The organism is Hyphomicrobium sp. B1, from assembly GCF_049532635.1.
Taxonomy (GTDB): domain Bacteria; phylum Pseudomonadota; class Alphaproteobacteria; order Rhizobiales; family Hyphomicrobiaceae; genus Hyphomicrobium_B.
Map to the genome: position 1 here is coordinate 1,205,229 of NZ_CP134871.1, position 13,829 is coordinate 1,219,057.

A 13,829-nucleotide genomic window follows, 5' to 3' on the forward strand; every position below is an offset into this window, starting at 1 on the left:
AACGTCCTTGAAAGCCTGACATGCCGCTCCGCATAGCCGTTCAGATGGACCCGATCGACCGCATCGATATTCGCGGCGATTCGACCTTCGCCATTCTGCTCGAAGCGCAAAAACGCGGGCACGACATTTTCTATTACACCCCGCCCGATTTGGCGCTTCGCCAAGGTAAGCTACTCGCGCGCGGGCAAACTCTGAAAGTCGAGGACAAGCACGGCGCGCACTATGCCTTGTCGGATCCGCGCGTCGTCGATTTGAGCGAGCGCGATGTTGTCCTGCTGCGCCAGGACCCGCCATTCGATATGGCTTACATCACGACGACGCATCTGTTGGAACGCATCCATCCCAAGACGCTGGTGGTGAATGACCCTGCGCACGTTCGCAACGCGCCGGAGAAGCTTTTCGTCCTTGATTTCCTCGATCTGATGCCACCGACGCTCGTCACACGTTCGCTCGCCGACGTGCAGTCGTTCCGCGCCGAATACAAAGACATCATCATCAAGCCGCTCTATGGCAACGGTGGCGCTGCAGTATTTCGCATCAAGCCCGAAGACGGCAACCTCGGCTCTCTCGTCGAACTGTTTCAAACCGTTTTCCGCGAGCCCTTCATGGTCCAGGAATATCGCCCCGAAGTGAAAGACGGCGACAAGCGCATCATTCTCGTCGACGGCGAAGTCGCAGGCGCTATCAATCGTGTTCCGCAAGCCGGTGAGACGCGCTCGAACCTGCACGTCGGCGGCACCGCTGCACCGGTCGAGCTCACCGCGCGCGACCGCGAAATCTGCGCGCGCCTCGGGCCGGAACTGAAACGCCGCGGACTTATTTTTACAGGCATCGACGTCATCGGGCTCTACATCACCGAGATCAACGTGACATCGCCAACGGGTATCCGGCAGGTGAAGGCCTTTGGCGGCAACGACATCGCGGCGATGATTTGGGACGTCATCGAAGCAAAACGACAAGCGAAAGTGTGAAGCGCGGATTTGAGGCGGACGGGGCAGCAAGGGACATCACGATGAAATCAATCATGATCGCAGGTGCCGCAGCCACTGCCTTCAGTTTTGCAGCCGCAATTCCTATCGAGGAAGCCAATGCCGTAACGGCATCGCCCTTCGCGTCGCTGATCGGCCGTTGGAGCGGCTCTGGCATGATCGGCTACAAATCGAGCCCACCCGAAAAAATCAAATGCCGCGCCACCTACCTCACGGCAGGCTCGGAAAACGAGATGAAGCAAACGATCCGCTGCGCGACTTCGGGCGGCAACGTTGAGATCATCAGCAATGTTAAGGAAACCGGCGGCAAGCTCTCGGGCCACTGGAAAGAGACGATTCACAATTTCGAAGGCGACTTGACAGGTGACGTCACTCCACGGGGCTTCCGCGTGATCGTGAAAAGCGCCGACGTGACGGCCAACATGGACATCATGGTGATGGGCAGTCGCCAGGCCGTCGAAATCCAATTCGTCAATTCGCAGTCGCTGCTCGGACTGACGCTTGCGATGACGAAGGGCTGAGCCGAAAGACGGCCGAGCGCATGAGCCTCATCGGCGTTGTCGGGCTGCTCATGTCGACCGCGAGCGTGGTGATAATACCGATCGGCGGAACAACCCTCGGGTTATATCAATTTAAGAGGGTCTGGAGATTGAGGCCCGTTAGCCTGCTGACGATCTCCGTACTGTCCGCCGGATGAAGCGAGGCGCGCATGGAAGAGATCGAGAAACAAGCTCGTGAGTACCTCAAGGCCTTGTATGGCCTGGGAAAGTCTTCCGCCGACATCCTCGCCGTTCAAAATTTGCCCGCCATTCTCGCTTTCGCGCGCCAGAAAAGATGGATTGTTGAGGGACCCGATGGCGGCCACGGACTATCTCCCCTGGGCGTCAGAGAGATCGCGCCGGAATGAACACAGCCTCTACTCAACAAATTGTTCGACATTTGTTCTTGCCTTTGGCTCGCCGCCGTGATTGCCTGGAAACGAGGGGTTTTCGGGGGCAGGCATGTACGGCCAGATCTCAACACTCGCGTTCATTGGCATCGAGGCGCGCCCGGTCGAGGTGCAAGTTCGGGTCACGCCCGGTGCAGCGGCCTTCGCGATCGTCGGGCTCCCCGACAAAGCCGTGGCCGAAAGCCGGGAGCGGGTCAGGAACGCCCTTCACGCTGTAGGCCTCGGCCTCCCTTTCAAGCACATCACCGTCAATCTCGCACCTGCTGACCTGCCGAAGGAGGGCAGTCACTTCGACCTGCCGATCGTACTCGCGATGATGTCGGCCATGGAGGCGATCGCGCCCGACGCCATAGCGAACTATGCCGCCATCGGCGAGCTGGCGCTGGACGGCTCGATCCGCGCCGTGCCGGGCACCCTACCGGCTGCTATTGGCGCCAATGCGCTCGGCAAGGGTCTGATCTGTCCGGCCGCCACCGGGCCGGAAGCCGCCTGGGCCAGCGAAGAGATCGACATTCTAGCAGCCCCGCATTTGCTATCGCTCGTCAATCACTTCAAAGGCATGCAGACCCTGTCGCGGCCAAAGCCGAACGTTCTCCCTGTTCAGAATTACGCCGCCGACCTTCGCGATATCAAAGGCCAGGAGACCGCCAAAAGGGCTCTCGAAATTGCGGCGGCTGGAAATCACAATCTCCTTCTGATCGGCCCGCCGGGCTCCGGCAAATCGATGTTGGCTTCGCGCCTGCCGTCAATATTACCGCCGCTACAACCTGAAGAGATCCTTGAGGTCTCGATGGTGCATTCGCTCGCCGGTGAACTGATGGGCGGCAAGTTGACAGTCGAGCGTCCGTTCCGCGCGCCGCATCATTCCGCCAGCATGGCGTCGCTGGTCGGCGGCGGCTCGCGCCCACGCCCCGGAGAAGTCTCGCTCGCGCACCACGGCGTGCTGTTTCTCGACGAGCTGCCGGAATTCCAGCCCAACGTGCTCGACGCATTGCGGCAGCCGTTGGAAGCCGGCGAAACTGTCATTGCCCGAGCAAACCACCGGATTTCCTATCCCTCGCGAATCCAGCTCATCGCCGCGATGAACCCCTGTAAGTGCGGTGGCGGTAATCCTGGCGAGCCGTGTCGGCGCGGACCCCGCTGCGCTGCCGACTATCAGGCGCGCGTCTCAGGTCCGCTGCTCGATCGCATCGATCTGCAAATAGAGGTGCCCGCAATCTCTGCGGCCGATCTGGTCTTGCCCGCCCCATCCGAAGGCAGTTCCGAAGTTCGCATCCGCGTTGCCGCCGCGCGTGACCGTCAGCTCGCGCGCTTCGCGGCGCTGGGTGCCAGAGGTGTACGCACCAATGCCGACTGTTCAGCCGCTCTGCTCGAACAAACCGCAATGCCGGATGAGGCCGGCGTCGCGTTGCTTCGCCGCGCAGCCGAGACGCTCGGCCTCTCCGCGCGCGGCTTTCACCGCACGCTGAAAGTTGCGCGAACTATTGCCGATCTTGAAGGCTCAGAAAACGTCGCCCGGGCTCACGTCGCAGAGGCCTTAAGCTACCGCGGCGAAACCCTGCGCCAGGCGCGTGCCGCATAAGCAAGGTTGAAACACGAGGAACAGAAATGGAATTTCCGCGCTCCTCGGTCATCAAGTCCGCTGACTACGATCCCGAAGCACGAACACTCGATGTCACCTTCCGGACGGACCGGCACTACACCTATTTCGGCGTCCCGGGCCACGTTTTCGATGCTCTGGTCACGGCATCGTCAGCGGGCGAATATTTCAACACCCATATTCGCGACCACTACGAAAGCGAACGCCATTAGGTCCAAAAAAATCCGGGACCCGAAGGCCCCGGACGAACAAAACATTCACAACTCGCTGTCTCGCTGATCTCAGCCGAACACCGACTTGACGCCGGCCTGCATCGCTGCCGCCTGCGCCGCATTGCGGAGCAGACACGCAATCGTCATCGGTCCGACGCCGCCCGGAACCGGCGTGATCGCGCCCGCAACCTGCGCACATTCCGCGTAAGCCACGTCACCGACGATTTTCGTCTTGCCGCCTTCCGATGGCACGCGGTTGATGCCGACGTCGATAACGGTCGCGCCCGGTTTGATCCAGTTACCCTTGACCATCTCGGGAATGCCGACGGCAGCAATCACAAGGTCGGCACCTCTGACGACGCTCTCGATATCCTTCGTTCGCGAATGCGCGATCGTCACGGTGCAGTTCTCGCGTAGCAGCAGCGCGGCTACGGGCTTACCGACGATGTTGGAACGCCCGATCACGACGGCATTCATACCCGACAGGCTCTGATGCACCGTCTTGGCCAGGATCACCGAACCCGTCGGCGTGCAGGGGACCAGCGCCCGCTCGCCGACCCAAAGACGGCCGACGTTCACCGGATGGAAACCGTCGACGTCCTTGTCAGGGTTGATGAGGTTCAGAACCTTTTCGGCGTTGATGTGCTTGGGCAGCGGCAGCTGCACCAGAATGCCGTGGCAGGCCGGATCGTTGTTCAGCTTCTCGACCATCGAGAGCACGTCCGCTTCGCTCGTTTCGGCGGGAAGCCGGTGCTCCCACGAGTTCATGCCAACTTCGACGGTCTGCTTCGCTTTGTTCGCAACATAGACCTTACTCGCGGGGTCTTCGCCAACGAGCACGACCGCGAGGCCGGGTTTCAGCCCATGTTCTTTCTGAAGCCGCGCGACTTCCGCCGCCACCTCGGCGCGGACCTTCGCCGCAATCTCTTTTCCATCGATGACCTGGGCTGACATTCCTCTCGTTCCTCCTCGTTTTCCTATTTTTTGAATTCGCCTATCCGGTCCTGCAATCGTCTGTCGAGTTCGTCCGGATCGCCGGATATCCGTAAGGATTTGAGCCGTGATTTCCCGCCCTTAGCGAGCGAAACAGACTGCTTCGCCACGCCCAGCCATCGGGCCACGAGCTCTTCGAGAGCTCGGTTCGCCGCTCCATCCTCGGGAATTGCGCGCACGCGCGCTTGAAAGGCCGGACCGTCGGGGGTTTCGACAATCCCGTCAACCGCCTCTTTGCTGGATTTTGGCGTTAAGCGGAAGCGCGCAATGACGCACGCGGTATCGTGCCGCCAGGCGCTGTCAGCCGACTGCGCGCCGCCGGACGCCGCCGTCACACGACGGCCTTGGCGATGTTCGGCAGCACGACAGTCTGGATGAAATAACAGGCGAGCAGCAAGATCACCGGCGAGATATCGAGCCCGCCCATGTTCGGCATCGCATTGCGAATAGGGGCGAGCAGTGGCTCCGTCACGGCGTTGAGCGCCTGCCAGATCGACCGCACGATCGGATTGTAGGGGTTAACCACCCCGAATGCCATGAGCCAGCTGACGATCACCACGGCAATAACGACGTAGGTATAAAGCGTGATGAGATAGTTGATAAAGCCCAGAAGCTCGAGCATTCGCCGTCCCGCAATTTGGTGTCGTTGCGCCATGTAGCCCCGACACCCTGCCCCCTGCAAGCCTTTGGCCCGACTTGTGTCCAGACTTTCGCACCCGAACTGCGAATGGGGTTATCAGGGTACCCAAAGTCTAGCGCGATTGTCGCAGTTTCCGCGCAAACGGCCGTCCGCCGTCCCGTGCCCTAGGATGCCGACGAGCGGAGCGGATTTCTTGACAACTACTCAGGGCGAACCCTAAATGCCGCGCATCCGGGGCCGTAGCTCAGATGGGAGAGCGCTGCAATCGCACTGCAGAGGTCAGGGGTTCGATTCCCCTCGGCTCCACCAATGTTTCCAGTGCCTTATCGAAACGCTGATGTTTCTCCCGAAACCAGTAGCTAACGCATAGCTAACATCCTGCTACGCGCGGAAGTCGCGCGTACTGACCCAATCCAGCGCCGTGTGTTTGGCGGTCTCAGGCGACCACACAACCCAGCAGTAGCGATGGGACGCGGTGAGACGCGTCGCGCGCGAGGGATCATCTTCCGGCCAGCAGACGAGTTCATCGAGCACAATCACGCGCGCGGGTCGATGCCGAGTCCACAGCGCATGGCGCGCAGGATGCGCGAGCGAAGCGAGATTGAGCAGCATCGCGACTTTGCCACCGGTATCCTCGGTAAGCGCAAGGGCATGTTCCACGAACGCATCGGCAAGACCACGCCCATAAGGCGGGTTGGTGATGATGTGCTTCGCACGGGTGGATGTTTCACGAAGAAAATCCACGCCACCGATTCCGAAATCCCGCTGCACGAGATCAGTTGAAATGACTTTGTGTCCGGCCGCCTCGAGCACCTTGCTGATATGACCGCGCCCGCATGCAGGTTCCCAAATACTGCCGCTGAACGACTCAAGCGATAGGAGCGCACGCGTCGCCTGCGGCGGCGTCGGATAAAATTCATACGGCGCGCGTGACGGATGAAGGCGTCCGTCAGCCCGGTAGGGAAGGGGAGTGGGCTCCCCAAGCCAGCGATAGGAGTCGCGGAAGGCGCGGGGAGGGAGGTGCAGGCTCATGCGAACGCCTCCGGTTCGACCTGATAGACGGGATTGCCGTCGAAATGATCCTGCGCGTACCAAGCGTCGACGAGATCGCCGAACTCCTGATCGCTGAGATCGCGCCGTTCCCACGGAATGAGACCCGCCAGGAATTCGTGGTCGAGGGGTGAGAGTGTCATCGCTTTGTCTTTCACTGTGAAAGGACCCGCCCTGTGCGGCTCCGTCGCCAGCGAAGAGACGGAGGCTCAAAAGCCGGCGCGACAAGGCTGAAACCGTGAGGCGGCGAAGATGGGGAGGGCCCTGTCTGCAGCCGGCCTTGTCGCGGCGGCGGCCTCCGTCACCGTGCGACGTTGGAGCCGACGGCGGGGTCGTGAAAGAAGACAAAAGGCTGACCCGAACCGCGCACAGAAACGATGCCTCCCTGCGAATGACAGTGGACAAGTGCATCGCGGAGTCCGGTTTCCGTCCCACATCGTCGCCATCGTGGTCGCTGGCATCAGCGAGAGGGGATGACCATGATCAGAAAGGAGGTGTTTCATGGAAGGTGACAGCCGGGCGTCAAACGCACCCAACGTGCCACCACAGCAACGTGACAGGGTATTGGCCAGTTCGCGCGCCGAGAATGGTGATCGCGGGCTCGAGGGCAAGACATTCCATGTGCCCAAGGAGGCAGCATCATTTCTTCGCTCTCACGTTCGGACGCTGGAGGATTGGAGGAGGGAAGGAAGAGGACCGCGCTTCTACAAGTTGGGCAGCCGAAAGAGGGCCAAAATCCTTTATCGCCGGCGCGACCTTGAAACGTGGGTCGATATGCATTTGATGTCGGCGTGCGGACCGAATCCACTGCCATAAACAGTATTTGCTCCGGGGTAGAATCCCGCCAGCGATGGACGCCCACCGGGCCGAGACGCATCGCGGCTCGGTTCACGACAGCGCGGCCGGCGCCAGCCGGGGCGGCCCGTCACTTCTGACGAACCCCCAGCAACACCAACAAATCCATTCCAAACAAATCCCCAAGGGTCACCGCGGCATCAGCCGGCAAGCGTGCTGTGCCGTTCTCGTAACGCGCATACATTTGCCAGCTTACATCGAGATCCTTAGCCACCTCAGCCATCGACCACCCCAGGACACGCCGACGCTCGCGCAGTCTCGCGCCAACATCGACGTGCCATTGAGAGGGCTTTCCGCGCGGCATGCAGAGAGCTAGGCGCGCCCTGTGACGGCTTTTGCTTTGGTTTTCGGCATGCCCTTGGACACCGCTCCGGCCGCAACCAGGGAATCGATCGTGGCGTCCTGCTGTTGCGGCTCGGACTTGCCGGGCAGGGGATAGCTCGTCGCCCCCGCCAGCATCGCGTGGCCGTTGCGGTCCTTCTTGGTCCAGGCGCTGATGCGGACGACGGGATCGCCGTTGCCGGGATTGAAGGCGCCCCAATAGTCCGGCCGGTCTTTCTCGGGGGCCTCGGCCTTGAAGCGGTTCGGGAACAGCACGACCTGGCGCGGTGCCAGCGTCAGATTGCCGATCGTCGCCTCGGCGCCTTCGGGCGAAGCCTTGAGGAGCGTCGCCACCTGGTCAAGCGGCGCGGCGCTGGTGGCAACATTGCCGGCCTGGCCGTTGAACATGATCTGCACCTCGCCGGTGGAGGGGGTCTTGTACTCGTGTGCCCAGATGGCGAAGCGCAGCTCCTCGTCGCGGCCAGGGATGCCGATGCGGCCGTCGAAGGCCGGCTTCTTGTCGCCGGGTTCCTTGTCGCGGTTGAGATAGGCAATGAAATTGCCAGTGGGTTGTGTCATGGCGCCTCCTTTGGGTGTTGCGTGAAGAGGCTGCGCGGCATTGCATACACGGTCAATGCAACTGCTCACGAAGTGAGCAACTTCAAGCAATGGCATGTCGCAAGGTGAAGAAAAGGATGCCACCTCCCTCGTCGGGCGACGGCGGATACGATCCCTGCATGCCCACTCGGCAAGGGGTCTTTTTTCTATTTGCCAGAGCGAAGCAGTTTGGCAATGTACGGGGTGGGGAGAATCCATGGACGCAAAAGATCACAAAGTGATCGCCATATTGGGCGATCAGCGCCGTTTCATCGTGCCCGTCTATCAGCGGCAATATCAATGGCAGACACAACGGCTCCAGCCATTCTGGGATGACGTTGTCGCCAAGGCGCAAGAGGCTCTGGATGGCAAACCAAAGTTCAGCCACTATATGGGGGCGCTTATTCTCGCGCCCGGTTCGGACGGCTACATCATCGGAGCTACGCCACGGGTTCAGGTCGTCGACGGTCAGCAGCGGCTGACGACATTCCAGATCTTTCTGGCGGCGATACGCGAGGCTAGCGCGAAGCTCGGATTCCCGGACATCGCCAAATCCGTGCATGACTACATTTTCAACCGGCCGATGAGCGGCGATTCCGAAAAAGACGCAACCTACAAGCTGGTGCCGACGCGTGACGATCGGGCCATCTTTCAAGAACTGATGAAGGACGGCCTGCAAAAGGTCCGCCAGACGCATCCGTCGTTCTTTTTCAAGAACGGCAACGTCATCCAGAACAACGCACCCAATACGGTGCGCGCCATGGCGTTCTTTATCGATAAGATCATCCGATTTGTCGGCACTGGCTTGGCCAACGAAGAGGATTTCGATATCCTGGACGACCGCTCTTTTGCGGACGAAGACTCCGGCGTCAAACTTTCTCGCCTGCAGGCGCTTCTTGAAGCTTTGCTGAATCACCTCAAGGTCGTGGTCATCACCTTGGAGGATACGGATGACGCTCAAGTCATCTTTGAAACGCTGAACAGCCAGGCGGAGCCGCTCCTGGCGATGGACCTGGTCCGGAACAACATCTTTCACCGGGCAACCGCGCAAGGGGAATCAACGGAAGAACTCTTCGAGAGGAAGTGGCAACAGTTCGACTCCCCTTTTTGGAAGGCTGACTCTCCCCGCGCGAAGCCAAAGCGTCCACGCATTGACCATTTCCTGAGCCATGCCCTGAGTGCCCAGACGGGAAATGAGATATCGCTTCGTGAATTGTATGCCGAGTACCGCGCCTTCACCCGCCCCAAGGGAAAGCTTCGCTTCGCGACCGTCGAGACGGAGTTGGATGCGCTTCTCAAGTTCGTGCCTACCTACGTGGCTCTTGAACAGGGCGACGGAGGCGGAGACCTTGAGATACTCGGCGAAAAACTGCGGACATGGGAAGTGACGACGGCCTATCCGTTTGTCTTTGCCGTCGCCGCGTCCGATGCGGATGACGAAGAAAAATCCCGGATCTACCGTCTGATCTATTCATATCTGGTTCGCCGGGCCGTGTGCGGCCTTACGCCGAAGAATCTGAACAAGACGTTTCAGCGGCTTGTGACGTCGATGGCGGAAACTGGCGTTTCGGTTCAGGCCTTCGCTTCGGCTTTTGCCGATCAAACCGGGCCCACTGTCCGTTTCCCGTCGGATATCGAATTCAGGAACGCCATCAGGACGAGCCCCGTCTATCTGCAATTCGCGCGCAAGGACCGGTTGGCAGACATCCTGTGGGAACTCGAATTGGCGTCACGCACGAAGTACACGGTCAAAACCGGCAGACCCGACAGCATGTCCATCGAACACGTTCTCCCGCAAACATGGATGACGAATTGGAAGCTTCCTGACGGACGAGCATGTCCTGCTGACAAGGTTGGCCTCGATAAGGAGATGGTCGCGGCAATCTCATCGCGGGAGGGTTTGCTTCATACCTTGGGCAACCTCACGCTTATCACCGTACCTGGCAATACGGCAGCCTCGAATAGCGCGTTCAAAGAGAAAGCGCCGTGGTTGAAGCAAAGCCTTCTTGCCTTGAACCTCGACATCCTCGACCAGACAAGTTGGGACGAGGTGGAAATCAGAAACCGTGCGGACCGACTTGCGGACCTTGCTGTGAAAGTCTGGGCGTACCCTGCGCCGTGACGAAGGCGTCGCGGCTTCCGCCGCAAGGCCTTCGAGGACACGGTGAGGGTAGGGGCCGCGCTCATGGCCCGTCGAGGTGCGCGGCGAGAGCGGCCCGCAGACGCGAATGGTTGCCATCGCGCAACGCGAAACCCAGAGGCCCGTAGATCCTGTCAATATGCCGGTAGGCATCGGCCAGCGCGTTGATGACGGCATCTTCCCTCGCACATCGCACGGTAAGCTCGGTAAGGCTCTGGTCCATATGCGTGAACGTGGCGAGGTATTCAGATCCCCGCCGAAGTGAATAGATGCGGCGACTACCACTGCGAATTGACCGCCAATAGTCGTCCGTTTTCCAGCTGAGGCAATGATGCATGTGAACGCCTTCCTCGACGAGGTGGGCCGGATGCACAAGCTCTTCAAGCCGGAAATTGCGATCGAGCGAAAGCCAGGTGATTGGTCGGGGAGGGGCATTCTCCGCTGAATATTTGCTTGGGATGAAGAAGCCCGGCTCCGCGCGAGCCAACTCTTGGCGGTTGGCGCGTTCCTGAGCCAACCGGTTTTCCCGGCTCCGCTGGCCCTGCAAGCTAAGCTCGATGATCTTACCCATGCCCATGCGGCTGGTGATGAGACGAGGCTTATCAACGAGGAATTGAGCCGCGTGGGCAGAACGCGTGAAAAAGCTTGGCGACTCCTGACGGACACCGGCCTTGGAAACATATGCCGCGAGTTTCCAAAGAACTTGCGTCCTTTCTTCCGGCGGCAACTTCCGGCGCGAGGACAGGATGCGCATCATCAGATCGGCGGCCACGGCCGCGACGTTAAAAATGTTTTCGCTTTTCGAGAACGGCAGGTGGGGGAGATCGCTTGGGCTGCCTTCGACAGTCCGGCCGGCGATGACATGGGAAAGCTCGCGGCGGGTATTGCGTAGGGTCATGGACGCACCTCACTTGTTACCGACAAGGTGGTGCCGCGCGCTCCAAGACGGCCGGCGGAACGTCCCGGCACGGGTGAGGCCGGGAGCCCGCTTGACCCCGCGCGACGCGTCGAAGCACGCAGCACCGGGCGGCTAAAGATGGCAGACACAACGGCGCGATTGCGGCGCGGCGCTGAATCCGCCCAACTTCGCGGTCTCATGTCGGCAGGTTATCTCGGATGCGGAGGAAGTCCGGAAATGAAGGCGTCAGCGCCTGCTTCGAGATGCAATGCCTCCGCAAGGCGCGACGCGGGCTCGTACGTTAAGACCGGCCGGCGTGTCTTTCCCGCGACAACGGATTCGATGGTCCGGCGGCTGTGACCGATCACAGCGCTGACGTCGCTTGCGGAAAGATGAGGACGCCACGCGGTGGCGGCGTTTTGCCAAACGGCCACCGGATGCCTGGCTGATACGCGGTAGAAATCCCAAACGGCGCGTTCGTCGTCGGTCAGCGCACGCGTCAGTTGCCCGTCGTCCAGCGCGAGGTTCTGATAGAGCCATGCCGTATCGGCGGCGCCGAGGGACACACGCCCCTCGCGGACGCTTCGCGCCAGGTCGCGGGACAATCCCGCCGCGCGCAGCGATGTCGTGGACAGGCCGAGGCGATGGAGGTGGAATGCCACGCGCGCGGCGAGTTCATCCGGACTTTGGCGTTCTCCCAGGAGCGGCCACGGGCGCGGCAGGCGCGATGCTTTCTTTGGGGAAAGCGTGCGCGCGCTCGCGGTGCGTGAAAAGACGGGGTGATTAAAATGTGAGCATCGAAAATCGCAGCCGGCTTTGAAGACGGCGCAAAAGGTGCCTAAGCTTTGCTTGTGAAAGCAAACACACCGTGAAACGTGGAACAAGCCCCTTCTTCCACATCATGCACCTGGCGGCCGCGCGGCTCTACGAGGGCCGGTTCGTCCTCGTCCGTGCGCTCTTGAAGGATCCGGCGCGAACCCTCTATCGGCTCAGCACGGAACCTTCGACCTTTGGCATTGTCAGGGAAGGACTGACGGGAGAGCGGCGCCGCGAGGCCGTTCAGAACCTCATCACCGCCGCGAAGGCCTACATCGTGGCCCGCCGCAAGAAAACGACGCACGCGGTCCATCAGGACGAACTGGGACTACCGCATCCTCCATCGCGTCGGCGATGAAGGACGCGGCAACGCTCAGCCGGACATCATTGATGCTTTCCCTGCCGCCATCTCGGCCATGGCTCGCATGCCATGCCGTCCAGGTCGGCGAAGAAACGCGGTGGCGCGTGAGGTGTTGTCTCTAACAACCCTATTTGTTGGCGGCCGTTTCCGGATGCAGCTCCACGGTGATCTCGCTCGGGTAGTCATAGGCTGCGCCTGTCGCCATATCGACACCTCCACCGATAATGCCCCCGAAGATGATGTTTCCCGCCGCCATCCCCTTGGTGCTCGACTTCGACGCCGTCGAACCGCTGCCGTAACCCTTGAGTTCGCAACTGGTCACCATATCGTCGTAGCCGCGCGTAACTGTCACGGTGCCGGGCGTGTTGTTGACGTACCAAGTGCCCTTTCCGTTGGTGAGTTTGCAGATCGCGCCTCCTTTGGGAATGGTGTTGACCGATAGCGCCTGGTTCTGACCGTCGACGATGGACGCGCATGCGGAGGTGCCAACGGCGAACAGGCCGCAAGCAAGCAAAGACAGGAATTTCATGGGAGGCTGCTTTCTTTCCCAATCACTTCTAAGGCCTCACAGCCCATCGGGCAAATTCACTGCCTGCGGATGGGTCAGTTGAGGTTGAAGCAGGTTATCGAGCAGCTCTGTTGCTGGCGGCTGTAGGAACTGATCGTCGTCAGCTTCCAGGCACCGGGACCGCCGGTAATCTTACATCCCAGCACGGGGTTGTCGAACGCGGACGTCCACTGATAGCTCAGCATGCAGAGGTCGGCCTTGTAGGGGCCTATCGTGGTGGAGTTCTTGTTCTTCATGGTGCTGCCGTAGGTGCCGACGACCTTTACGGCGCCCGAACCGCCGCTCGCGCACTGGCTGGTCGAGGCATTGAACGTGCCGTGCGCATTGTAACAGGCGATGAGCTTGGCCATCGTGTCGTTGGTGGTGTTGAGCTGGGCGGTGAGGTCGGGGGCGGAGTCCATGCAGGCGCCGGTGTTCTGGTCGTAGAACTTCTTGTCGGTGGTGCAGCCGGCGATCTTTTTCGCGAGGGGCTCGTCCACGGGGATGCATCCGGACGCAGTCCACAGCTTGCCGTCCTTGTTGCAGGCGATGACGTTGTTGAGGCCGGTCTGCAGCACGGTGTTGCCTGCCTCGATCTTGGCGTTGAGGCCGATCTGGCTGGCGTTGATCGTGTCAGCGCCGGCGGAGGCTTCCAATGCCGAGGACGATGTGGCGGCCGCGGCCAGGACCATGGTGGTGAAAACGAGGGTACGCACTTGGGTTCTCTTTCCTTCGTTCCTTTATGAGAGCACAGGGAAGGGAAACTGACATTGCCGGCCGTGGAGATTCCGGTGGGGCATGTTGTCAATGTGCAAATGACATCGCCATGGAGCGGAACGATGGGCATGGGCTGAAGCGCTG

Annotated in this window: 19 protein-coding genes and 1 tRNA gene; 9 read left to right on the forward strand and 11 right to left on the reverse strand. The window is 60.6% G+C overall.

Annotated features, from left to right (window positions below):
* Positions 1 to 20: 20 nt before the first annotated feature.
* The 5 genes from gshB (at position 21) to RLW55_RS05900 (ending at position 3,750) form a co-directional block, all read left to right on the forward strand.
* Positions 21 to 971 (forward strand): glutathione synthase, encoded by a 951-nt coding sequence (gene gshB / locus RLW55_RS05880; RefSeq protein WP_423415845.1) that lies wholly within the window; start codon positions 21 to 23, stop codon positions 969 to 971.
* A gap of 41 nt (positions 972 to 1,012) precedes the next feature.
* Positions 1,013 to 1,510 (forward strand): hypothetical protein, encoded by a 498-nt coding sequence (locus RLW55_RS05885; protein WP_423415846.1) that lies wholly within the window; start codon positions 1,013 to 1,015, stop codon positions 1,508 to 1,510.
* Positions 1,511 to 1,698: 188 nt separating this feature from the next.
* Positions 1,699 to 1,896, forward strand: a complete 198-nt coding sequence (locus RLW55_RS05890) for a hypothetical protein (protein ID WP_013950108.1) — start codon at positions 1,699 to 1,701, stop codon at positions 1,894 to 1,896.
* Between the two features lie 94 nt (positions 1,897 to 1,990).
* The gene (locus tag RLW55_RS05895) at positions 1,991 to 3,520 is read left to right on the forward strand and encodes a YifB family Mg chelatase-like AAA ATPase (RefSeq protein ID WP_414464236.1); all 1,530 of its coding nucleotides are present in this window, start codon (positions 1,991 to 1,993) and stop codon (positions 3,518 to 3,520) included.
* 26 nt (positions 3,521 to 3,546) lie between these two features.
* Positions 3,547 to 3,750 (forward strand): KTSC domain-containing protein, encoded by a 204-nt coding sequence (locus tag RLW55_RS05900; RefSeq protein WP_423415847.1) that lies wholly within the window; start codon positions 3,547 to 3,549, stop codon positions 3,748 to 3,750.
* A gap of 69 nt (positions 3,751 to 3,819) precedes the next feature.
* Here RLW55_RS05900 and folD read toward each other — a convergent pair whose 3' ends face one another.
* From folD to RLW55_RS05915, 3 genes are read right to left on the reverse strand one after another with little or no spacing between them, the layout of a single operon-like run.
* A complete protein-coding gene (folD, locus tag RLW55_RS05905; protein WP_423415848.1) occupies positions 3,820 to 4,704 on the reverse strand; it encodes a bifunctional methylenetetrahydrofolate dehydrogenase/methenyltetrahydrofolate cyclohydrolase FolD in 885 nt (294 codons plus the stop codon).
* Positions 4,705 to 4,727: 23 nt separating this feature from the next.
* Positions 4,728 to 5,078, reverse strand: a complete 351-nt coding sequence (locus RLW55_RS05910; RefSeq protein ID WP_423415849.1) for a DUF167 family protein — start codon at positions 5,076 to 5,078, stop codon at positions 4,728 to 4,730.
* Positions 5,075 to 5,365 (reverse strand): YggT family protein, encoded by a 291-nt coding sequence (locus tag RLW55_RS05915; protein WP_013950096.1) that lies wholly within the window; start codon positions 5,363 to 5,365, stop codon positions 5,075 to 5,077. Before RLW55_RS05915 ends, RLW55_RS05910 begins: the two co-directional genes overlap by 4 nt.
* Positions 5,366 to 5,616: 251 nt before the next feature.
* Between RLW55_RS05915 and RLW55_RS05920 the strand changes: the two genes are divergently transcribed.
* Positions 5,617 to 5,692, forward strand: a tRNA-Ala gene (locus tag RLW55_RS05920).
* A 72-nt stretch (positions 5,693 to 5,764) separates the two neighbouring features.
* On the opposite strand, the gene RLW55_RS05925 is transcribed toward RLW55_RS05920, so the two are convergent.
* A complete protein-coding gene (locus RLW55_RS05925; protein WP_423415850.1) occupies positions 5,765 to 6,415 on the reverse strand; it encodes a hypothetical protein in 651 nt (216 codons plus the stop codon).
* Positions 6,412 to 6,576 (reverse strand): hypothetical protein, encoded by a 165-nt coding sequence (locus RLW55_RS05930; RefSeq protein WP_423415851.1) that lies wholly within the window; start codon positions 6,574 to 6,576, stop codon positions 6,412 to 6,414. Before RLW55_RS05930 ends, RLW55_RS05925 begins: the two co-directional genes overlap by 4 nt.
* Positions 6,577 to 6,934: 358 nt before the next feature.
* Between RLW55_RS05930 and RLW55_RS05935 the strand changes: the two genes are divergently transcribed.
* Positions 6,935 to 7,249, forward strand: a complete 315-nt coding sequence (locus tag RLW55_RS05935; RefSeq protein ID WP_423415852.1) for a helix-turn-helix transcriptional regulator — start codon at positions 6,935 to 6,937, stop codon at positions 7,247 to 7,249.
* A gap of 109 nt (positions 7,250 to 7,358) precedes the next feature.
* Here RLW55_RS05935 and RLW55_RS05940 read toward each other — a convergent pair whose 3' ends face one another.
* Both RLW55_RS05940 and RLW55_RS05945 read right to left on the reverse strand, forming a co-directional pair.
* On the reverse strand, positions 7,359 to 7,592 hold the full coding sequence (locus RLW55_RS05940) for a helix-turn-helix domain-containing protein (protein ID WP_423415853.1): 234 nt from the start codon (positions 7,590 to 7,592) through the stop codon (positions 7,359 to 7,361).
* 8 nt (positions 7,593 to 7,600) lie between these two features.
* Positions 7,601 to 8,188 carry a hypothetical protein gene (locus tag RLW55_RS05945; RefSeq protein ID WP_423415854.1) on the reverse strand — a complete coding sequence of 196 codons (588 nt, stop codon included), beginning with the start codon at positions 8,186 to 8,188 and terminating at the stop codon, positions 7,601 to 7,603.
* A gap of 235 nt (positions 8,189 to 8,423) precedes the next feature.
* On the opposite strand from RLW55_RS05945, the gene RLW55_RS05950 reads away from it, so the two are divergent.
* Positions 8,424 to 10,328, forward strand: coding sequence for a DUF262 domain-containing protein (locus RLW55_RS05950; RefSeq protein WP_423415855.1), 1,905 nt, complete (start codon positions 8,424 to 8,426; stop codon positions 10,326 to 10,328).
* 61 nt (positions 10,329 to 10,389) lie between these two features.
* Here the strand turns inward: RLW55_RS05950 and RLW55_RS05955 are convergent, their stop codons facing one another.
* Both RLW55_RS05955 and RLW55_RS05960 read right to left on the reverse strand, forming a co-directional pair.
* Positions 10,390 to 11,244, reverse strand: a complete 855-nt coding sequence (locus tag RLW55_RS05955; protein WP_423415856.1) for a hypothetical protein — start codon at positions 11,242 to 11,244, stop codon at positions 10,390 to 10,392.
* Positions 11,245 to 11,453: 209 nt separating this feature from the next.
* Positions 11,454 to 11,906, reverse strand: coding sequence for a hypothetical protein (locus RLW55_RS05960; protein ID WP_423415857.1), 453 nt, complete (start codon positions 11,904 to 11,906; stop codon positions 11,454 to 11,456).
* A gap of 206 nt (positions 11,907 to 12,112) precedes the next feature.
* Here RLW55_RS05960 and RLW55_RS05965 point away from each other — a divergent pair, with 206 nt between their 5' ends.
* Positions 12,113 to 12,418: a hypothetical protein gene (locus RLW55_RS05965; RefSeq protein ID WP_423415858.1), complete on the forward strand. Its 306-nt coding sequence runs from the start codon at positions 12,113 to 12,115 to the stop codon at positions 12,416 to 12,418.
* A gap of 130 nt (positions 12,419 to 12,548) precedes the next feature.
* Here the strand turns inward: RLW55_RS05965 and RLW55_RS05970 are convergent, their stop codons facing one another.
* Both RLW55_RS05970 and RLW55_RS05975 read right to left on the reverse strand, forming a co-directional pair.
* Positions 12,549 to 12,950, reverse strand: coding sequence for a hypothetical protein (locus tag RLW55_RS05970; protein WP_423415859.1), 402 nt, complete (start codon positions 12,948 to 12,950; stop codon positions 12,549 to 12,551).
* A 74-nt stretch (positions 12,951 to 13,024) separates the two neighbouring features.
* Positions 13,025 to 13,684 (reverse strand): hypothetical protein, encoded by a 660-nt coding sequence (locus RLW55_RS05975; protein WP_423415860.1) that lies wholly within the window; start codon positions 13,682 to 13,684, stop codon positions 13,025 to 13,027.
* Positions 13,685 to 13,829: the final 145 nt, after the last annotated feature.